Genomic DNA, 20,579 nt, shown 5'->3' on the forward strand with positions numbered 1-20,579 from the left:
TTGTCAGGCCGGGCGTTTGCCGCTTTCAGACCTTGCGGGTTTCACCGCTGGGCAGTAACAGGTAACAAATCATGGCAAAAGAATACAGCCGTACCCAACGTATCGGCGATCAGATGCAGCGCGAGCTGGCGCAACTGATCCGTCGCGAAGTCAAAGATCCGCGCGTCGGCCTGGTCACCATCACTGCTGTGGAAGTGTCCCGTGACGTCGGTCACGCGAAGATTTTCATCACCGTGATGGGGCAGGACAACGCTGAAGACATAGCGCAAAGCATCAAGGTGCTCAACGCCGCCGCAGGCTTCCTGCGCATGCAATTGGCCCGCGAAATGAAGCTGCGCAGCGTGCCGCAATTGCACTTCCACTACGACGAATCCGTCGTGCGTGGCGCGCACCTGTCGGCATTGATCGAGCGCGCCGTGGCTGAAGACAATCAGCACGTTGCCGCTCCAGCACCTGAAGACACCAAGGAGTAATTCGGTGGCTCAGGTCAAACGTATCCGTCGTAACGTCAGCGGCATCATCCTGCTCGACAAGCCATTGGGGTTCACCTCCAACGCTGCCTTGCAGAAGGTGCGCTGGCTGCTCAATGCCGAGAAGGCCGGGCACACCGGCAGCCTCGACCCGTTGGCCACCGGCGTGTTGCCGCTGTGCTTCGGCGAGGCGACCAAGTTCTCGCAATACCTGCTCGATTCCGACAAGGGCTACGAGACCCTGGCGCAACTGGGCAAGACCACCACCACGGCCGATGCCGAAGGGGAGGTTTTGCAGGAGCGTCCGGTGACCGTTGGTCGCGCCGATGTCGAAGCGGTTCTGCCGAAATTTCGTGGGCAAATCAGTCAGATACCGCCGATGTACTCGGCACTCAAGCGTGATGGCCAGCCGCTGTACAAACTGGCACGTGCAGGCGAAGTAGTGGAGCGCGAACCGCGTTCTGTTACTATTGCGCGCTTGGAATTGCTGGCCTTCGAAGGCGATACTGCGCGGCTTGCGGTGGACTGCAGCAAGGGCACCTATATTCGGACCCTGGTGGAGGATATCGGTGAGCAACTCGGTTGTGGTGCGTACGTCGCAGAATTGCGACGGACCCAGGCCGGGCCTTTCACCCTGGCGCAGACTGTTACTCTCGAAGAGCTGGAAGCGGTACATGCCGAAGGCGGCAACGAAGCGGTCGATCGCTTCCTGATGCCATCGGACAGCGGCCTGCAGGATTGGCCGTTGCTGCACTTCTCGGAAGCGAGCGCGTTCTACTGGCTCAACGGCCAGCCGGTACGTGCCCCGGATGCGCCGAAGTTCGGCATGGTGCGGGTACAGGATCACAATGGTCGTTTCATCGGTATCGGTGAAGTGAGCGAAGACGGGCGTATCGCGCCGCGTCGCTTGATTCGGTCAGAATGACCGGAACCGGTCTGCGTTAAGCGGGCCGGCGAGTGTGGCTGTTAACAGGCATGGTCACTACTCATTTATAGATACAGGGATTTGTCCCTGGCCTGTTGAAGCTGTTTCCCTGAAACAGTTTCCTGATAAGGAAGGATTGCCTCATGGCTCTCGACGTTCAAGAAAAAGCTCAAATCGTTGCGGACTACCAGCAAGCTGTTGGTGACACTGGTTCGCCAGAAGTGCAGGTTGCACTGCTGACCGCCAACATCAACAAACTGCAAGGTCACTTCAAGGCCAACGGTAAAGATCACCACTCCCGTCGTGGTCTGATCCGCATGGTTAACCAGCGTCGCAAGCTGCTGGACTACCTGAAAGGCAAGGACGTAAGCCGGTACGCCGCGCTGATCGCTCGCCTGGGTCTGCGTCGCTAATCAGCGATTGCGCTATGAGGTTGGTGGTCTGTCGGGCGTCAGCGGTTTTCCGCTGGCGTCTTGCAGGCTCCCAGCCTCAAGTTTTATCTGCAGCATGGCTTTACCTGTAGCACCCGGACAAGTGCCATCGGGCCGATTCCCGAGATTGCCCAAGAATTCGCAAGAAACCGTTTCCCCCAAGAGCCACAAAGAAGGTAGGACACCGTGAACCCGGTAATCAAAAAATTCCAGTTCGGTCAATCGACCGTTACCCTCGAGACAGGCCGTATCGCCCGTCAGGCCTCCGGCGCAGTATTGGTCACCGTTGACGACGACGTCAGCGTGTTGGTGACTGTTGTCGGTGCAAAGCAAGCCGATCCGGGCAAGGGCTTCTTCCCTCTGTCCGTTCATTACCAGGAAAAGACTTACGCTGCCGGTAAGATCCCTGGCGGTTTCTTCAAGCGTGAAGGCCGTCCTTCCGAGAAAGAAACCCTGACTTCCCGACTGATCGACCGTCCGATCCGTCCGCTGTTCCCAGAAGGCTTCATGAACGAAGTGCAGGTTGTCTGCACCGTCGTTTCCACCAGCAAGAAGACCGATCCGGACATCGCTGCGATGATCGGTACCTCGGCTGCCCTGGCCATTTCCGGCATTCCGTTTGACGGCCCGATCGGCGCCGCTCGCGTGGCTTTCCACGAAAGCACCGGCTACCTGCTGAACCCGACTTACGAGCAGCAGGCCGCTTCGAGCCTGGACATGGTCGTTGCCGGTACTTCCGACGCCGTGCTGATGGTTGAATCGGAAGCCAAAGAGCTGACCGAAGACCAGATGCTGGGCGCGGTACTGTTCGCTCACGACGAATTCCAGGTTGTGATCAACGCTGTTAAAGAACTGGCTGCCGAAGCTGCCAAGCCAACCTGGAACTGGGCTCCTGCGCCAGAAGCCACCGAACTGCTGGGCGCTATCCGCGCCGAGTTCGGCGAAGCGATCTCCCAGGCTTACACCATCACCGTCAAGGCCGACCGTTACGCTCGCCTGGGTGAGCTGAAGGACCAGGTGGTTGCCAAGCTGTCCGGTGAAGAAGGCCAGCCAAGCGCTGCTGAAGTCAAAGCAGCCTTCGGCGAAATCGAATACCGCACCGTTCGCGAAAACATCGTTAACGGCAAGCCACGTATCGACGGTCGCGACACCAAGACTGTACGTCCGCTGAACATTGAAGTCGGCGTTCTGCCGAAGACTCACGGTTCGGCACTGTTCACCCGTGGCGAAACCCAGGCGCTGGTTGTGGCAACACTGGGCACCGCCCGTGACGCACAACTGCTGGATACCCTGGAAGGCGAAAAGAAAGACCCGTTCATGCTGCACTACAACTTCCCGCCGTTCTCGGTAGGCGAGTGTGGTCGCATGGGTGGCGCCGGTCGTCGCGAAATCGGTCACGGCCGTCTGGCCCGTCGTTCGGTTTCGGCCATGCTGCCAGCCGCTGACGTGTTCCCGTACACCATCCGCGTGGTGTCGGAAATCACCGAATCCAACGGTTCGAGCTCGATGGCTTCCGTGTGCGGTGCTTCCCTGGCACTGATGGACGCTGGTGTACCGATGAAAGCACCGGTGGCCGGTATCGCCATGGGTCTGGTTAAAGAAGGCGAGAAGTTCGCCGTCCTGACCGACATCCTCGGCGACGAAGATCACCTGGGCGACATGGACTTCAAGGTAGCCGGTACCGCCAAAGGCGTTACCGCACTGCAGATGGACATCAAGATCAAGGGCATCACCGAAGAGATCATGGAAATCGCTCTAGGCCAGGCCCTTGAAGCGCGCCTGAACATCCTCGGCCAGATGAACCAGATCATTGGCCAGTCGCGTACCGAACTGTCGGCCAACGCTCCGACCATGATCGCGATGAAGATCGACACCGACAAAATCCGTGACGTTATCGGTAAAGGTGGCGCGACCATCCGTGCGATCTGCGAAGAAACCAAGGCTTCGATCGACATCGAAGACGACGGCTCGATCAAGATCTTCGGCGAAACCAAGGATGCTGCAGAAGCTGCTCGTCAGCGCGTTCTGAGCATCACTGCAGAAGCCGAGATCGGCAAGATCTACGTCGGCAAGGTTGAGCGCATCGTCGACTTCGGCGCATTCGTAAACATCCTGCCGGGCAAGGACGGTCTGGTGCACATCTCGATGCTGAGCGACGCTCGCGTAGAGAAAGTCACCGACATTCTGAAAGAAGGTCAGGAAGTGGAAGTGCTGGTACTGGACGTGGACAACCGCGGCCGTATCAAGCTGTCCATCAAAGACGTGGCAGCTGCCAAGGCTTCGGGCGTTTAATCACCCCAACGCTTTAGCGCAATGAAGATGCCCCCGCCGTGCAAACGGCGGGGGCATTTTTTTATCTGAAATAAAGAAATTGTAGTTCTCAAAAGAAAACCATCAGACAACCCACAAATTTGCCGCAGCTCGAGACCGGTGCTAGGTTTAGCCCACCGCCCGTGTAGCTCAGCCGGTAGAGCAGCGCACTCGTAACGCGAAGGTCGCAGGTTCGATTCCTGTCTCGGGCAAAAATTTTCGCCTTCAGTTTTATGCGTGGTGTTGGAGGTATTCGTTCAGTGCTTGACGTGTCAGATCATTCAACGACACATTTTGACGGGTTGCCGCCAGAGCCGCTGCTAAATGCAGATCGTGACCGATGCGAACATTGAACGATCCTTTGCATGGGATTTCAGGCTTCTGCCCGAGCTGCTCACAGGTTTGTAAATAGTCATCTACCGCCTCGCGAAAGGCTGCTTCCAGTTCAGCCACCGTTTGTCCTTCATAATTAACCAGCGCCCTGATGAAAAGGAGTTTTCCGAACAGGCACTTATCTTCCGTGCTCGCCTCGATAGAGCCAACATAGCCTTTGTAGTGCAGCTGGGAACTCATGGAATCAGGCCTCCTGTTTTCAGTTGCTCGATAATCTGGCGTCTTGCGTATGTTTTGATTTCATTTCCGGGATGTGGCTTGTGCAGGTTGATTAATGCGCTCGGATTCCCGTTGTCGAATTTGATCCTGCTACCGGATCCTTCCAGCTGAGAGTAACCAAGACGCGCCAACAGAGTGACAAGCTCGGACCATGTGAGTGCGCTTCGGCCGTTGACTAGTTTGGCGAGAAGTTTTTCAGTCTTTGACATGCTGGCCTATGACTGCAACTGAATATAGTTGCCTGTTTTTGGGCGGTCAATGTGAAGGTTTCGTTCGCCTTGACCATCAAAGGCGATGGCGAGGATTTATACGCAGTGGATTTCGCGCATGGAAACAGGAAACTGTAACCAAGCGCATACCACCCTTCATTTCATTCCCCCGGTTGCACTGGCTTGCGTCTCTGTTAGGATTCCTTCGTACCAGACAAGCAAGCACCGTTGTTTTCAGATGATCCACGAATGGTCCTGAAGGCCAGGAAAAACCGAGCTTCCAATGGCTTCCTGCGTCAGAGAGATCCTTGATGATCCAGATCCATCCTCCATTCCTAAGATCAGCGAGAACCCCATGACTGAATTGACCCAAGAGCAACGCCACGAACAAGCGCTGGAAAAATACCTTCTGGATGTGCCGGACCTGAAGGAAGAGATCAAGGACCTGAGTCCCGATGATCAGAAAGACCAGATCCAGTGGGCCTTCGAAGACGAAGCCGAAGCGCAGGGCTTGCAGCCGTGGGAGCTGACCCTCAAGTACACGAGCACGCCGGAGGAATTCGAGGCGCAGCGCCTCGTGCTGCACAAGGAAGCGGCGGAAGTCTTGGGTGTCGAGTGGGAAGAGTACTGCGAGATGAATAATCTCGTCGTATAAGAGCAGCTGCGAGCTTCTAGCTACAAGCTGCAAGTCAAAGCAGAGTCGCTTGGCTTGTAGCTTGTAGCTTGCCGCTGCGTTTAGAGGCTTAGTCGCATCGACAGATCCACCGCTTTGACATCCTTGGTCATCGCACCGATCGAAATGTAATCCACGCCCGTTTCGGCGATCGGCAGCAGCGTGCTTTCGTTGATGCCGCCGCTGGCTTCCAGTTTCGCTTTGCCGGCGGTCAGGCGTACCGCTTCGCGCATGTCGTCCAGGCTCAGTTCGTCGAGCATGATGATGTCGGCGCCGGCTTCCAGCGCCTGCTTCAGCTCTTCAAGACTTTCCACTTCGATCTCCACCGGTTTGCCCGGGGCGATCTTGTGTGCGGCGGCCACGGCTTCGGCGATGCCACCGCTGGCGGCGATGTGGTTTTCCTTGATCAGGAAGGCGTCGTAGAGACCGATGCGATGGTTGTGGCAGCCGCCGCAGGTTACGGCGTATTTCTGTGCCAGACGCAGGCCGGGCAGGGTTTTGCGGGTGTCGAGCAACTTGACCTGCGTCTCGCCGACGAAGTCTGCCAGGTACTGCGCGCGCGTCGCCACGCCAGACAGCAACTGCAGGAAGTTCAATGCGCTGCGTTCACCGGTCAGCAGTGAGCGAGCCGGGCCTTCGAGGTGAAACAGCGGCTGATTGGCTTTGACCCGCTGGCCGTCGACCACTTGCCAATGCACCGCCACGCGCGGATCGAGCTGGCGAAACACCGCATCGACCCACGCGGTGCCGCAGATGACGGCGTCGTCACGGGTGATGATGGTGGCTTTGGCCAGGCGTTCGGCCGGGATCAGTTGCGCGGTGATGTCGCCGCTGCCGACGTCTTCGAGCAACGCACGGCGCACGTTGTTTTCGATTTCGGCGGTCAGATCGGCGAGACGTAGATTCGGCATAACGGACTCCACAAACAAAGTGGTTCGATTATAGGGGCAGGGCGCGAGCCAACCCAAGGCGAGAACGTGCGTGCCTGGCGCATCTGGTCGATTTTCCTGCGCTGAGTGCGAGGTGTATGGCGTATAGGGGAAACCCTGAGGCCTATAGCATCGCCGGCCTCTTTTGCCAGATAATCCGCCTTGTATTTGACGTCATGGCTTTGACGAACGACTCCGCTGGGGCAGTGTCGAAAGCGACGAACCGAATCACCGTTCCAGGAGGCTTGGATGCGCAACGACGGGAAAGTGGTGCCTTTGCACCGGGCGACTGCCGATCTGGCGGACCACTCGCCGCTTGCCCGCTTGCCGGTGATTCTGCTGCAGGTTCGCGACAAGGCTGCGCAGCAGCTGCGCCACGATTTGCAGGAGCTGTTCGATAACGCCGACGACACGCTGTTCGAAATGGCCGACCGGGCGCGCAACGACGTCGATCAGAACATCTTTTTCGAAGCCATGCGCGACCTGCGCCTCAAGCGCAAGAATATCGAGCGCGGCTTTCTGGAACTGTTCTTTGAAGCCTTCGCCGGTCTTACCCAATACGACCCCGCCGCCAACACTCTGCCACGCACGCCGGTGGTCGAAGAGTCGGCGCCGCGCACCGATGCCATGGAGCGTACCGTGGCCGTGCAGACCATGGTCAGTCGCGTGCTCAAGCGCGACGGCTTCGCTCTCGATCAACTGACCGCACGCTTCAGCTCGATGCTCGGCAAGCGTCTGGACGATCAGCACAACCCGCTGAGTCCGGCGATGCTCTGCGAATATTTCCTGCAGGCCGGGCGTAACCTCGGCGTCGAGATCAAGGTCAAGCTGATCCTGCTCAAGCTGTTCGAACGCTATGTGCTGGCTGACACCGAGCAGTTGTATGGCGAGGCCAATCAGCTGTTGCTCGCCACCGGCGTGTTGCCACATCTGAAGCCCGCCGTGGCTCGTCGCATGGTCGAGCCTGCGGACAGCGACACATTGATTGAAGATCTCGACGAGCCGCCAGCGGACGAAGGCATCGAGGAAGTGTTCGCCGCGATGCAGCAATTGCTCGCCCAGGTCCGCGGCCGCGTCACACCGACCCTGGAGCCCGGCGCCCCGGCGCATCCGATCAACACCCGCGACCTGTTGCGTTTGTTGTCGCACTTGCAGCAATACGTACCGGCGCTGGAGGCTCAGGAAGATTTCGATCTGCGCCATCAGCTCGAGCAACTGCTGACCCGGGTCAGCGTCAGAAGTGGCCGCTCCCGTGTCGTCGCGCCTGCAGACGAAGACGTGATCAACCTGATCGCCATGGTCTTCGACTGCATCCTCGATGATCGCAACGTGCCTGATGCGCTTAAGGCGCTGATTGCCCGATTGCAGATTCCGATGCTCAAGGTCGCCGTGCTAGACAAGAGTTTCTTCAGCCGCAGCACGCACCCGGCGCGGCGCCTGCTCAACGAAATCGCCGAGGCCGCAATGGGCTGGAGCGATTGCGACGGCGCTGAGCGCGACAGCCTCTACGTGCGCATCGAGCAAGTGGTGCAACGCTTGCTGAGCGAGTTTGTCGACGACCCGGCGATCTTCTCCGAACTGCTCGCCGACTTCCTCGCCTTCACTCAGGAAGAACGCCGTCGCACTGAACTGCTGGAACAACGCTTGCGGGACGCCGAGGAAGGCCGGGCGAGGGCCGAGCTGGCTCAGCGGCGTGTCGCGCAGGCGTTGCAACAGGCGCTACTGGGCAAAGTGCTGCCGGCGACGGTGGTGAGTTTCGTCCAGCAGGCCTGGAGCAAAGTGCTGTTGCTGACCTGCCTCAAGCATGGCGATCAGTCTGCCGAATGGCACGCCGACGTGCAGACCATGGAACAGTTGGTCTGGAGCGTGCAGCGCCATGACGACGGCGAATCCAGCCTGCGCCTGCTGGCACTGGTCCCGGGTTTGCTCAAGTCACTGCGCGATGGCCTGAGCAGCACCGCGTTCGACCCGTTTGCCACCAGCGAATTTTTCAGTGAGCTGGAGGCTCTGCACGTACGCGTGCTGGAACGTTCCGACGATGCCGAGCACAGCGCCATGCCGCTGATGGAAGTCACGCCCGAGGTCTTGCAGCACAGTGCCGACCAGGCAGCAGCCACCCCGGCGCCGCGCCTGGCGCAAGACGCTGCCAGTCTGTCTCAGGTCGAGCAGTTGCGTGTGGGCCACTGGGTGGTGTTCGACGCAGACGACGAACAGAGCTTGCGTTGCAAGCTTGCCGCGATCATCAAAGAGACCGGCAAATATGTCTTCGTCGACCGCACCGGGACGAAAGTGCTGGAGCACAGCCGCACCGACCTCGCCTTGGCTTTCAGCCGTGGCGCCGCGCGTGCGCTGGATGACACCTTGCTGTTCGACCGCGCACTGGAATCGGTGCTGGGCGACCTGCGGCGACTCAATCGCGGCAAGTGATCGCGCGGTGAGGGTGGATCGCGGCATACTGGGCGCCCACATGGTCGGCGTTGAAGGAATCGGTATGCAGTTGGATCCCGCGAGCGGGTGGTGTCATGGCGTGCAGATCTGCCCGTCGCCCAACTTCAATGAGCGCCCGGCGGGCGAAGTGTCCCTGTTGGTCATCCACAACATCAGCCTGCCGCCGGCGCAATTCGCCACGGGCAAGGTTCAGGAATTTTTCCAGAATCGTCTGGATGTCACCGAACACCCGTACTTTGCAGGCATCGCTGACCTGCGCGTCTCGGCGCATTTTCTGATCGAACGTGACGGCAAGGTCACCCAGTTTGTCTCTTGTCTTGCGCGGGCGTGGCATGCCGGTGTTTCGATGTTCGAAGGTCGTGAAACCTGTAACGATTTTTCCGTCGGCATCGAGCTGGAAGGCACCGATGATCTGCCGTTCACCGACGAGCAATATCGCGCGTTGACTGCGCTGACCCGGCAGTTGCAGAAACGTTTTCCGGCGATCACCGCTCAGCGCATCTGTGGCCACAGCGATATCGCGCCGGGGCGCAAGACCGATCCGGGACCGGCATTCGACTGGGCACGCTACCGCGCAGCCCTGGCAAAAGAGGAAGGACAATGAGTTTTCTGGTGTTACTGCTGGCGCTGTGGATCGAGAAGTTTTCGGCCCTGCGCCATCGGCTTCAACGCGACGGCGGATGGATCCGCGAACTGCACAAACTCGAAAACAGCAAACGGCTGGCCAGGCAACCGTGGCTGGTGCTGACGATTCTGGTGCTGTGCCCGGTGGCGTTGCTGGCGCTATTGCTGCTGGTGCTGGAACCTGTGGCGTACGGTCTGCTGGCGCTGCCGGTGCATTTGCTGGTGGTGATTTACAGCCTCGGGCGTGGCGATCTGCTCGGCGGCCTCGGCCCGTTCCGCGACGCCTGGCGCCGTGAGGATCTGCAAGCGGCGGCGCACGTCGCCAAGCGCGACCTGGACATCTGCGCCGACAGCGGCGAGCAGTTGCTTGAACAAGTCCAGGGGCATCTGCTGTGGCAGGCCTACCAGAGTTTTTTTGCGGTGATCTTCTGGTACTTCCTCCTCGGCCCCGTGGCGGCATTGGCCTATCGCTTGCTGGCGTTGGCCGAAGAGCACGGCAGCAATCCGGCGCTGGTCGAGCGTGCTGCGCAATTGCGTCACGCTTTCGATTGGGTGCCGGTGCGTTTGCTGGCGGCGAGTCTGGCCTTGGTCGGCAACTTCGTCGCGGTCAGCCGGGTGATGCTGCATGAGCTGCTGAACTGGAACATCAGTGCTGCGCAGTTGATCAACAAGGTCGGCTTGGCAGCCGGGGAAGTTCCGCCGCCAGTGGTCGGCCCGGACGGCATCAACACCCTCGATTGCCTGTGGGAACTGCTGCTGCGCGCGGCGGTGCTGTGGTATGCCGGGTTTGCCTTGTGGACGGTTCTGGTTCACTGATAAGCCAGAGTGAAACTCATTGTGGCGAGGGGATTTATCCCCGAGGGGCTGCGCCGCAGCCCTGAAAACCCTGTTCCATCATTCATCAGTAACCTTAAGTTACAAAACCTCCCGCCGATTTACGCTATACAGAGATAGCGCCCGATAGTGGCTATCTGCTGTCGTCCCGCGCCTGCCAATAAAAACAAGAAAAACCAAGGGAGACTTCCAGTGAAGAGCTTGCTCTATCCCGCCGTCTCGCTGATGAACCGTCTGAGCTTCGGCATGAAGTTCAGCCTGATCAGCGTGCTGTTCCTGGTGCCGATGCTGGTGACCAATTTCTATCTGGTGCGCGACTCCTATCGCGAATTTCAGGGCACCCGCGTCGAATTGCAGAGCCTCGACCTGCTGGGCAGCAGCCTGAGCCTGCGGCGGGATCTGGAGACCCTGAACAATCTGGTGCAGATCGACGTCACCCTCGGCCAGTCCGGCAAGGCCGGCAATGTCGAAGCGCAGATCCAGACGCTGGAGCAGGCTGTGCTCGCGCGCCTTGAAGCGCTGACGGCGATGACCGAAGATCCAGAACAGATCAAGCAGTTCGAGGCGAAACGCGATGAAATGATCGCCGCGTTCAAGGCCCAGCAAGCGGAGAGCTCGCTGCAAAGCAAAAGCGCGTTGATCGGCAAGTTGCTGGCCAGTGCGCAGATTTTCAGCCAGATCATCACCAGTCAGGCCGGGTTGAGCCGCGACAACCAGAGCGACATTCGTCAGCTCAGCGAACTGGTCACGCTGATTACCCCCAGTGTCACGCAAACCCTCGGCGAAGGCCGGGCGATGGGTTCGTATTCGTTGGGCCAGGGCTTTCTCAACAGTTCCTCGAGCACGCGTTTTGACGAGTTGTTGGTGCAGCTCGAAAAACTCCAGGCCGAGTACGCCCTGAAACTGCAAGACGCCCTCGGCTCCAGCAACGCCGCACGCGAATCCCTCACTGCCCAAGCCGACAGCAGCAAGGCTTCGCTCAAGCAGGCCAGCGAGCTGTTCGAAGAACAAGTGGTGATGGCCGACACCCTCGATGCGCCGTGGCAGGCATTCTACGATCAGGTCACCGGGCTGATGGAACACACCTACCAGCTCAATCAGGCCACGCTGAAATTTCTCGACAGCCAGTTGCAGCAGCGTCTGGCGCAGAACCGCACGCACATGATTCTGCAAGCCTCTGCGCTGTCGGTGGTGTTCGTGCTGATTTTCTATCTTTATGGCGGTTTCTACGCCTCGACCCGGACCACCCTGAAAAGCCTGGGCGCGATGATGGACAAGGTCGCCGCCGGCGACATGACCGTCAACTTCAAGGCCAGCAGCCGCGATGAACTGGGCGAGTTGGGCGAGGTGTTCAACGGCACGGTGAAGAAGATTCACGACTTGATCGAACGTGTCGGGCATACCGTCGGCGAGGTCGAGCGCCAGGCCGTGCAGGTCGAAAGCGTCTCGGCGCAGAGTAATCAGGCTGTCGCTGGGCAGCGCTCGCAGATCGAACAAGTGGCGACGGCGATGAACCAGATGTCGGCGACTTCAATGGAAGTCGCGCGCAGTGCTGCTGCGGCGGTGAGCAGCGCCCACAGCGTCAACGACGAAACCCTCAGCGGGCGCGGGCTGGTGGAATCGCAGCAGGGCAGCATTGCCGCGCTGGCCAGCGAGATTGATCAGTCGGTGCTGGTGATCAATCAACTGGCCAGCGACAGCCAGTCGATCAGCCGTGTACTGGAAGTGATCAAGAGCATCGCCGAACAGACCAATCTGCTGGCGCTCAACGCTGCGATCGAAGCGGCGCGAGCCGGCGAGCAGGGGCGCGGCTTTGCCGTGGTCGCAGATGAAGTGCGCACGTTGGCCAAGCGCACCCAACAATCGACCGAAGAAATCGAGCAGATGATCGCCAAGCTGCACGGTGGCGTCGGCGCGGCGGTGAAGGCCATGGGCGTCAGCCATCAGATGGCCAACGGCACGGTGGGCCAGTCGGAGAAGGTCCAGCAGGCGCTGGAGAACATTCTTGGCGCGGTGGGCATGATCGTCGATCAGAACCAGCAAATCGCCGCTGCCGTCGAACAGCAGACTGCCGTGGCCCATGACATCGACCAGAACATCGTCGAAATCAACCGCGCCGGCGAACGCACAGCACAAGGCGCACACCAGACCGAAGATGCCAGCCGTGCGCTGTCGGCGCAGGTGGTTGAGCTCAAACAACTGATCAGCGCGTTTCGTGTCTGAAAGGCTGGAACCGGATCAAAAATGTGGGAGCGAGCCTGCTCGCGAAGGCGGTGGGTCAGGCATTGACGACGTCACTGCCAGATTGCTTTCGCGAGCAGGCTCGCTCCCACAGGGGATGGCGGTGTTACCAGCCGAAGACTTCGCAGCAGTTGGCGGTGCTGGCGTTGGCCAGTTGTTCAGGCGTGATATTCATCAGCTCGGCCAGCGCCGCACAAATCGCCGGCAGATGCGCCGGGCTGTTGCGCTGGCCGGGGAACATGGCGGGGGCCATGTCTGGTGAGTCGGTTTCCAGTACCACTGATTGCAGCGGCAGTTCCGGCAGCACCCGATGCATGCGCAGCGCCTGCGGCCAGGTCGGTGCGCCGCCGAGACCCAGTTTGAACCCGAGCTTGATGTACTCCCGTGCTTCCTCACGGCTGCCGGCGAAGGCGTGGATGATGCCGGCGCGTTTGAGCTTGAAGCGCTTGAGCGTGGCGATCACCGCTGCGTGGCTGCGGCGTACGTGGATCAGCGCCGGCAACTCGAAGTCCGCGGCCAGTTGCAGCTGCGCTTCGAACAACGCCTGTTGCCGTTCGCGATCGAGGTTTTCGATGAAATAATCCAGACCGATCTCGCCCACCGCACACAGCTGCCGATGCCCGCGCAAGCGCTTCAGCCAGTCACCCAGCGCGTGCAAATCCTCGGGGCGATGCTGATCGAGAAACACCGGGTGCAATCCGAACGCCGCGTACAGATCGGCATCGCTCTGCACCAGATCCCAGACCCGTTGCCAGTTGCCCTGATGCACCCCCAGCACGACGATGCGCTGCACGCCGAGGGCACGGCTTTCTGCCAGCAGCGCCGCGCGATCGGCGTCGAAGTCGGGGAAGTCGAGGTGGGTGTGGCTGTCGATCAGCTCCACGATTCAGTCCCGATGAATACGCTGCTTGAAAGTTCGCGCAATGGCTTGCACGCCCGGTTGGTAGTCGTCCTGCTCGACGGCTGCCAGGGCCAGTTCCAGCGCCTTGTCGGCGATCAACTGGTGTTGCTGGGACATGGCGTTGACCGGCAGCGGCAGGAAATCCAGCAACTGCGTGTCGCCGAACGTGCCCAGGCGCAGCGGCCGCGATTTCAGCGGGAAATCATGCAGCGCATCGAACACGCCTTGCAGCAGCACGTAGGAGGTGGTCACCAGCGCGTCAGGCAAATGCCCCAGACGCTGCAGGAGTTCTTCCATCAGTTGCTTGCCGCACTCACGGCTGAACGACTCGGCGTGCTCGACCAGCACCTCACCTTTGAAATCTTTGAGAGCCTCGCGGAAGCCGGCGGCACGCTCCTGGCTGATGCTCAGCTCCGGGCGGGCGCCGAGCAGCACGATCTGCTTGGGCTGCGGATCGAGCAGGCTCTGGGTCAGATGCAGGCTGGCCTCGCGGTCGTCGCTGATCACCGAGCAGAAATGCTCCGGTTCCATGACCCGGTCGATGGCGATGATCGGCAGACCCTTGGCCTGCAACTGGCGATAGCTGTCATCACCGGCCGGCAGGCAACTGGCGACGATCAGCGCATCGCAACGGCGGGCGCGGAACAGTTGCAGCAACTGGCGCTCGCTGTCCGGCGCATCGTCGGAACTGGCGATCAGCAATTGATAACCGCGCGCCCGCGCGCCTTGTTCGAGCAACTTGGCGATCCGCGCGTAACTGGGGTTTTCCAGATCCGGCAGGATAAAACCCAGGGTGCGCGTATGCCGACTGCGCAGGCCGGCCGCTTGCGGATTGGGCGTGAAGCCGTGCAGATCGACCACCGCGCGCACGCGCTCGACGGTCGCGTTGCTGATGCGTTGCTGTTCGGCCTTGCCGTTGATGACGTAGCTGGCGGTGGTGACGGAGACGCCGGCCAACCGCGCGATATCACTGAGTTTCAACCCGGTATTTCCTTGTTTTTTCGAGCATGCCGCGACATTTTCGCCAATCCTACCCGATAAGGGCAGTCGACTTATTGCCTGGGCAGATCCGACCAGTTGGACTTCAAGGATGAGACATTATCGAGTAACGTGCCGATCAATCTAGATTAAACGTTTCAGCAAGCGTATTTTCTACGTTTTAGACGCCTTTGGCCGGTCCTGCCGTGAAACCGCCAAAACTGCCGCTGAAAAGCGCGGCAGAGCGCCTAAGCTGTGAACCATTCAAAACAATACCTGGCGTTGAACTGCGCCAAAAAGGAGATCGCATGCTCGAGCTCACTATAGAGCAGATATCCATGGGCCAGTCGGCCGTGGATAAACCCGCTGCCCTGCAATTGCTGGCCAGTCATCTGGTCGCCGACGGTCTGGTTGCCGACGGCTACCTCGCCGGCCTGCAGGCCCGGGAAGCCCAGGGCTCGACCTTTCTCGGTCAAGGCATCGCCATTCCCCACGGTACGCCGGAAACCCGCGATCAGGTATTCGCCACCGGCGTGCGCCTGATGCAGTTTCCTGATGGTGTCGATTGGGGCGATGGCCAGATCGTTTATCTGGCCATCGGCATCGCGGCGAAATCCGATGAACACCTGCGCCTGCTGCAACTGCTGACCCGCGCCCTCGGCGAGACCGATCTGGGCCAGGCCTTGCGTCGCGCCAGCTCCCCCGAAGCGCTGCTTAAACTGTTGCAAGGCGCGCCGCAGGAACTGGCGCTGGATGCGCAGATGATCGGCCTCGGCGTGTCGGCCGATGATTTCGAAGAACTGGTCTGGCGCGGCGCACGTCTGCTGCGTCAGGCGGAATGTGTGAGCAACGGCTTTGCCGGCGTGTTGCAGCAGGTTGAAGCGCTGCCACTGGGCGACGGCCTGTGGTGGCTGCACAGCGAGCAGACCGTGAAGCGTCCGGGACTGGCGTTCGTCACCCCGGACAAACCGATGCGCTACCTCGGCCAGCCGCTCAGCGGACTGTTCTGCCTGGCGAGTCTGGGCGAAGCGCATCAGGCGCTGCTCGAGCGTTTGTGCGCGTTGCTGATCGAAGGTCGTGGTCACGAATTGGGCCGCGCCACCAGCAGCCGCAAAGTCCTCGAAGTGCTGGGCGGTGAATTGCCTGCCGATTGGCCGAGTGCACGTATTGCCCTAGCCAATGCCCACGGTTTGCATGCGCGGCCGGCGAAGATCCTCGCGCAACTGGCGAAGAGTTTCGACGGCGAAATCCGCGTGCGCATCGTCGACAGTCAGGACAGCGCCGTGTCGGTCAAAAGCCTGAGCAAACTGCTCAGCCTCGGCGCCCGGCGCGGTCAGGTGCTGGAGCTGATCGCCGAGCCGAGCATCGCCGCCGATGCCTTGCCCGCCCTGCTCGCGGCGATTGAAGAAGGCCTCGGTGAGGAAGTCGAGCCGCTGCCGGCCATGAGTCAGCAGCGCGAAGTGATCGCCGACATCGCCGAAGTGCTGGTGGCTCCGGCCTCCGGCAGCCTGTTGCAGGCGATTCCTGCCGCACCGGGCATCGCCATCGGCCCTGCGCACATTCAGGTGCTGCAAACCATCGATTACCCGTTGCGCGGCGAATCTGCCGCGATCGAGCGCGAGCGCCTCAAGCAAGCGCTGAGCGACGTGCGCCGCGACATCCAAGGCTTGATCGAACGCAGCAAGGCCAAGGCGATCCGCGAGATTTTCATCACTCACCAGGAAATGCTCGACGACCCGGATCTGACCGACGAAGTCGACACCCGCCTCAAGCAAGGCGAAAGCGCCGAAGCGGCGTGGATGGCGGTGATCGAAGCCGCCGCCAAACAGCAGGAATCGCTGCAGGACGCTTTGCTCGCCGAGCGTGCCGCCGATCTGCGCGACATCGGTCGCCGGGTGCTGGCGCAGCTGTGTGGCGTGCAAACCGCGAACGAACCTGAGCAACCGTACATTCTGGTGATGGACGAAGTCGGCCCGTCCGATGTCGCGCGCCTGGATCCTGCGCGAGTGGCAGGGATTCTCACCGCGCGCGGCGGTGCTACCGCGCACAGCGCCATCGTCGCCCGCGCGCTCGGTATTCCAGCACTGGTCGGCGCAGGTGCAGCGGTGCTGTTGCTCGAGCCGGGCACGCCGCTATTGCTCGACGGTCAGCGTGGCCGTCTGCATGTCGACGCCGATGCCGCGACCCTCAAGCGTGCCGCCGAAGAACGCGACACCCGCGAGCAGCGTCTGAAGATTGCCGCCGAACAGCGCCATCAACCGGCGCACACCACCGACGGTCACGCCGTCGAAGTGTTCGCCAACATCGGCGAAAGCGCAGGCGTGACCAGCGCGGTGGAGCAGGGCGCCGAAGGTATTGGTCTGCTGCGCACCGAACTGATTTTCATGGCCCACCCACAGGCGCCGGATGAGGCGACCCAGGAAGCCGAATACCGTCGCGTCCTCGATGGTCTGGCCGGACGTCCGCTGGTGGTGCGCACGCTCGACGTCGGCGGCGACAAACCGCTGCCGTATTGGCCGATCGCCAAGGAAGAAAACCCGTTCCTCGGCGTGCGCGGTATTCGCCTGACCCTGCAGCGGCCGCAGATCATGGAAGCGCAACTGCGCGCCTTGCTGCGCTCGGCCGACAACCGTCCGCTGCGGATCATGTTCCCGATGGTCGGCAGCGTCGAAGAGTGGCGCCAGGCCCGCGACATGACCGAACGCCTGCGTCTGGAAATTCCAGTCGCCGACCTGCAACTGGGGATCATGATCGAGGTGCCATCCGCCGCACTGCTCGCGCCGGTTCTGGCCAAGGAAGTCGACTTTTTCAGCGTCGGCACCAACGACCTGACCCAATACACCCTGGCCATCGACCGTGGTCACCCGACCCTGTCTGCTCAAGCGGATGGCTTGCACCCAGCGGTCCTGCAACTGATCGACATCACCGTGCGCGCCGCCCATGCCCATGGCAAATGGGTGGGCGTCTGCGGCGAACTGGCGGCTGATCCGCTGGCGGTGCCGGTGCTGGTTGGCCTCGGTGTCGACGAGCTTAGCGTGTCCGGGCGCAGCATTGCCGAAGTCAAGGCGCGCATCCGTGAACTCAGCCTGACCCAGGCGCAAACCCTCGCCCAACAGGCCCTGGCCGTGGGCAGCGCGAATGAAGTGCGCGCATTAGTGGAGGCCCTGTAATGGCCAAGATTCTTACCCTGACCCTCAACCCTGCACTCGACCTCACCGTCGAGCTGTCACGGCTGGATGCCGGTCAGGTCAATCGCAGCGAGGAGATGCACACCCACGCTGCGGGCAAAGGCGTCAATGTCGCCCAGGTGCTGGCGGATCTCGGCCATCAGGTCACCGTCAGCGGCTTTCTCGGCGAAGACAATCAGCAAGCGTTCGAAACCCTGTTCGCCAAGCGTGGTTTTGTCGACGCGTTCATCCGCGTGCCGGGCGAGACGCGCAGCAACATCAAAGTCGCCGAACAGGACGGGCGCATCACCGACATCAACGGGCCTGGCCCGGTGGTTGATGCAACGGCGCAGCAAGCCTTGCTTGATCGCTTGCAGCAGATCGCACCGGGGCACGATGCAGTGGTGGTCGCCGGCAGTCTGCCGCGCGGCGTCACGGCGCAGTGGTTGCGCGAGCTGATTGAACGGTTGAACGCGCTCGGCTTGAAAGTCGCCCTCGATTCCAGCGGCGAAGCCTTGCGCGCGGCGTTGCAGGCCAGCCCCTGGCTGATCAAGCCGAACACCGAAGAATTGGCCCACGCCCTCGGCTGCGAAGTGGTGTCGCCGATCGCCGAAGCACAAGCCGCCGCACGTTTGCACGGCCAAGGCATCGAGCACGTGGTGATTTCCCACGGCGCTGACGGGGTCAACTGGTTCAGTGTCGGCTCGGCCCTGCATGCCTCGCCGCCGAAGGTCAGCGTGGCCAGCACGGTTGGTGCCGGCGATTCATTGCTGGCCGGCATGCTCCACGGTCTGCTCAGCGCCGACACCCCCGAGCAAACCCTGCGCACCGCCACCGCGATTGCGGCAATGGCGGTGACCCAGATCGGTTTTGGCATCAACGACGCTGCGCAACTGGCGCAGCTCGAACAGGGCGTGCGCGTGCGCCCCCTGACAGAACAATAAGAGGGTTTGTGATGAAGTTAGCCATTGTTACGGCTTGCCCGAACGGCATGGTTACCAGTGTGCTGTGCGCGCGTCTGCTCGATGCAGCGGCGCAGCGTCAGGGCTGGAGCACCAGCGTTGAAGTGGTCGATCCGGCACACCCGGAACGCGAATTGTCGGCGGCGACCATCGAAGCCGCCGAATGGGTGTTGCTGGTCACCACCGGCGCGGTGGACATGAGTCGCTTCGTCGGCAAGCGCGTGTTCCAGATCGCTCCGGCGCAGGCCTTGCAGGATGTCGAAGCGATACTGCGTCGCGGTGCTGAAGAAGCCGAAGTCTACGTGGCCAGCGCAGTCGAAGCGGCGATTGACGCGCCACGTGCGCCACGCATCGTCGCCATCACGGCCTGCCCGACCGGCGTCGCCCACACCTTTATGGCCGCCGAAGCGTTGCAGCAGACTGCCAAGCGCCTGGGCTATGAATTGCAGGTCGAAACCCAAGGCTCGGTGGGCGCGAAAACGCCACTCAGCGCAACGGCCATCGCCGAGGCTGACGTGGTGCTGCTGGCGGCGGATATCGACGTCGCTACCGAGCGTTTCGCCGGCAAGAAAATCTATCGCTGCGGCACGGGCGTTGCGCTGAAGCAATCCGAAGCGACCCTGAAAAAAGCCCTGGCCGAAGGCGCTGTCGAAAGCGCGGCAAGCGACGGCAAGGCTCCGGCCAAGTCGGAAAAAACCGGCGTCTACAAACACTTGCTCACGGGTGTGTCGTACATGCTGCCGATGGTGGTGGCGGGTGGTTTGCTGATCGCGTTGTCCTTCGTGTTCGGCATCACCGCTTACAAGGAAGAAGGCACGCTGGCGGCGGCGCTGATGCAGATCGGCGGCGAAACCGCGTTTAAGCTGATGGTGCCGCTACTCGCCGGGTACATCGCCTACTCGATCGCCGACCGCCCGGGCCTTGCGCCGGGAATGATCGGCGGCTTGCTCGCAGGCACTCTGGGCGCCGGATTCATCGGCGGGATCATCGCCGGTTTCATCGCCGGTTACGCCGCCAAAGCCATCGCCCGCTATGTGAAATTGCCGCAGAGCCTGGAAGCGCTGAAGCCGATTCTGATCATTCCGTTGCTGGCCAGTCTGGTCACCGGCCTCGTGATGATTTACGTGGTCGGCAAACCGGTCGCCGGCATGCTCGCCGCGCTTACCCAGTTCCTCGACAGCATGGGCACCACCAACGCAATTCTGCTGGGTGTGTTGCTCGGCGGCATGATGTGCGTCGACCTCGGCGGGCCGATCAACAAGGCTGCCTATGCGTTTTCGGTGGGGCTGCTGGCCTCGCAGAGCTACGCACCGATGGCCGCAACCATGGCCGCCGGCATGGTGCCGCCGATTGGCCTGGGCATCGCCACCTTCATTGCCCGGCGCAAGTTCGCCCAGACCGAGCGCGAGGCCGGCAAAGCGGCCTTCGTGCTCGGTTTGTGCTTCATCTCCGAAGGGGCTATTCCGTTCGCTGCGAAAGATCCGCTGCGGGTGATTCCGGCGAGCATCGCTGGCGGCGCGCTGACCGGCGCCTTGTCGATGTACTTCGGCTGCAAACTGATGGCGCCGCACGGTGGCTTGTTCGTGCTGGCGATCCCCAATGCGATCAACCATGCGCTGCTGTATCTGCTGGCGATTGTTGCGGGGAGCCTGGTTACGGCAGTGGTGTATGCGTTGCTCAAACGGCCGGAGGCTGTCGAGTTAGCGCTGGAGCCCGCCAAGGCCTGACCGACAACACCAAATCCCTGTGGGAGCGAGCCTGCTCGCGAATGCAATCTACCAGCGACATGTATGTAGACTGGCACACCGCTTTCGCGAGCAGGCTCGCTCCCACAATGGTTAGTGGTGTCATGGCGAGTTCATATA

At 61.1% G+C, this 20,579-nt stretch carries 17 protein-coding genes and 1 tRNA gene; 13 read left to right on the forward strand and 5 right to left on the reverse strand.

Annotated elements, in window-relative coordinates; genetic code table 11:
* The first annotated feature begins 71 nt into the window (after positions 1–71).
* From rbfA to V8J63_RS12800, 5 genes are all read left to right on the forward strand, one after another.
* Positions 72–473 carry a 30S ribosome-binding factor RbfA gene (gene rbfA, locus V8J63_RS12780; protein WP_016771753.1) on the forward strand — a complete coding sequence of 134 codons (402 nt, stop codon included), beginning with the start codon at positions 72–74 and terminating at the stop codon, positions 471–473.
* A 4-nt stretch (positions 474–477) separates the two neighbouring features.
* Positions 478–1,395 carry a tRNA pseudouridine(55) synthase TruB gene (gene truB, locus V8J63_RS12785; protein WP_024011571.1) on the forward strand — a complete coding sequence of 306 codons (918 nt, stop codon included), beginning with the start codon at positions 478–480 and terminating at the stop codon, positions 1,393–1,395.
* Between the two features lie 143 nt (positions 1,396–1,538).
* Positions 1,539–1,808 carry a 30S ribosomal protein S15 gene (gene rpsO / locus V8J63_RS12790; RefSeq protein WP_016771751.1) on the forward strand — a complete coding sequence of 90 codons (270 nt, stop codon included), beginning with the start codon at positions 1,539–1,541 and terminating at the stop codon, positions 1,806–1,808.
* Between the two features lie 204 nt (positions 1,809–2,012).
* On the forward strand, positions 2,013–4,118 hold the full coding sequence (pnp, locus tag V8J63_RS12795) for a polyribonucleotide nucleotidyltransferase (protein ID WP_122610859.1): 2,106 nt from the start codon (positions 2,013–2,015) through the stop codon (positions 4,116–4,118).
* Positions 4,119–4,275: 157 nt separating this feature from the next.
* Positions 4,276–4,348: transfer RNA gene (locus tag V8J63_RS12800), tRNA-Thr, on the forward strand.
* A gap of 19 nt (positions 4,349–4,367) precedes the next feature.
* Here V8J63_RS12800 and V8J63_RS12805 read toward each other — a convergent pair.
* A complete protein-coding gene (locus V8J63_RS12805) occupies positions 4,368–4,709 on the reverse strand; it encodes a type II toxin-antitoxin system HicB family antitoxin (RefSeq protein WP_016771749.1) in 342 nt (113 codons plus the stop codon).
* On the reverse strand, positions 4,706–4,957 hold the full coding sequence (locus tag V8J63_RS12810; protein ID WP_336464163.1) for a type II toxin-antitoxin system HicA family toxin: 252 nt from the start codon (positions 4,955–4,957) through the stop codon (positions 4,706–4,708). The genes V8J63_RS12805 and V8J63_RS12810 overlap by 4 nt, the downstream gene beginning before the upstream one ends.
* Before the next feature lie 355 nt (positions 4,958–5,312).
* On the opposite strand from V8J63_RS12810, the gene V8J63_RS12815 reads away from it, so the two are divergent.
* Entirely contained in the window at positions 5,313–5,612 is a 300-nt protein-coding gene (locus V8J63_RS12815) for a DUF6388 family protein (protein WP_024011573.1), read from the forward strand.
* Between the two features lie 80 nt (positions 5,613–5,692).
* Here the strand turns inward: V8J63_RS12815 and nadC are convergent, their stop codons facing one another.
* Complete coding sequence (nadC, locus tag V8J63_RS12820; protein ID WP_016771747.1) at positions 5,693–6,541, reverse strand: carboxylating nicotinate-nucleotide diphosphorylase; 849 nt, start codon at positions 6,539–6,541, stop codon at positions 5,693–5,695.
* 267 nt (positions 6,542–6,808) lie between these two features.
* On the opposite strand from nadC, the gene V8J63_RS12825 reads away from it, so the two are divergent.
* The 4 genes from V8J63_RS12825 (at position 6,809) to V8J63_RS27810 (ending at position 12,688) form a co-directional block, all read left to right on the forward strand.
* Complete coding sequence (locus V8J63_RS12825; RefSeq protein WP_336464164.1) at positions 6,809–8,986, forward strand: DUF1631 domain-containing protein; 2,178 nt, start codon at positions 6,809–6,811, stop codon at positions 8,984–8,986.
* A 64-nt stretch (positions 8,987–9,050) separates the two neighbouring features.
* Positions 9,051–9,611 (forward strand): 1,6-anhydro-N-acetylmuramyl-L-alanine amidase AmpD, encoded by a 561-nt coding sequence (gene ampD, locus V8J63_RS12830; RefSeq protein ID WP_133334666.1) that lies wholly within the window; start codon positions 9,051–9,053, stop codon positions 9,609–9,611.
* Positions 9,608–10,447, forward strand: coding sequence for a regulatory signaling modulator protein AmpE (ampE, locus tag V8J63_RS12835; protein WP_197890244.1), 840 nt, complete (start codon positions 9,608–9,610; stop codon positions 10,445–10,447). The genes ampD and ampE overlap by 4 nt, the downstream gene beginning before the upstream one ends.
* A 1,551-nt stretch (positions 10,448–11,998) precedes the next feature.
* Positions 11,999–12,688 carry a methyl-accepting chemotaxis protein gene (locus V8J63_RS27810; RefSeq protein WP_370695133.1) on the forward strand — a complete coding sequence of 230 codons (690 nt, stop codon included), beginning with the start codon at positions 11,999–12,001 and terminating at the stop codon, positions 12,686–12,688.
* A gap of 124 nt (positions 12,689–12,812) precedes the next feature.
* On the opposite strand, the gene V8J63_RS12845 is transcribed toward V8J63_RS27810, so the two are convergent.
* Complete coding sequence (locus V8J63_RS12845; RefSeq protein WP_130887759.1) at positions 12,813–13,589, reverse strand: TatD family hydrolase; 777 nt, start codon at positions 13,587–13,589, stop codon at positions 12,813–12,815.
* A 3-nt stretch (positions 13,590–13,592) separates the two neighbouring features.
* A complete protein-coding gene (gene cra / locus V8J63_RS12850) occupies positions 13,593–14,588 on the reverse strand; it encodes a catabolite repressor/activator (RefSeq protein WP_110646628.1) in 996 nt (331 codons plus the stop codon).
* Positions 14,589–14,893: 305 nt separating this feature from the next.
* Here cra and ptsP point away from each other — a divergent pair, with 305 nt between their 5' ends.
* The 3 genes from ptsP to V8J63_RS12865 are packed head-to-tail and all read left to right on the forward strand — an operon-like array spanning position 14,894 to position 20,441.
* Complete coding sequence (gene ptsP, locus V8J63_RS12855; protein ID WP_336464166.1) at positions 14,894–17,755, forward strand: phosphoenolpyruvate--protein phosphotransferase; 2,862 nt, start codon at positions 14,894–14,896, stop codon at positions 17,753–17,755.
* Complete coding sequence (pfkB, locus tag V8J63_RS12860) at positions 17,755–18,696, forward strand: 1-phosphofructokinase (protein WP_160767825.1); 942 nt, start codon at positions 17,755–17,757, stop codon at positions 18,694–18,696. The genes ptsP and pfkB overlap by 1 nt, the downstream gene beginning before the upstream one ends.
* A gap of 11 nt (positions 18,697–18,707) precedes the next feature.
* On the forward strand, positions 18,708–20,441 hold the full coding sequence (locus tag V8J63_RS12865; protein ID WP_336464167.1) for a PTS fructose-like transporter subunit IIB: 1,734 nt from the start codon (positions 18,708–18,710) through the stop codon (positions 20,439–20,441).
* Positions 20,442–20,579 lie beyond the last annotated feature (138 nt).

It is taken from the genome of Pseudomonas sp. CCNWLW23 (assembly GCF_037095675.1).
GTDB classification, from domain to species: Bacteria; Pseudomonadota; Gammaproteobacteria; order Pseudomonadales; family Pseudomonadaceae; genus Aquipseudomonas; species Aquipseudomonas atacamensis.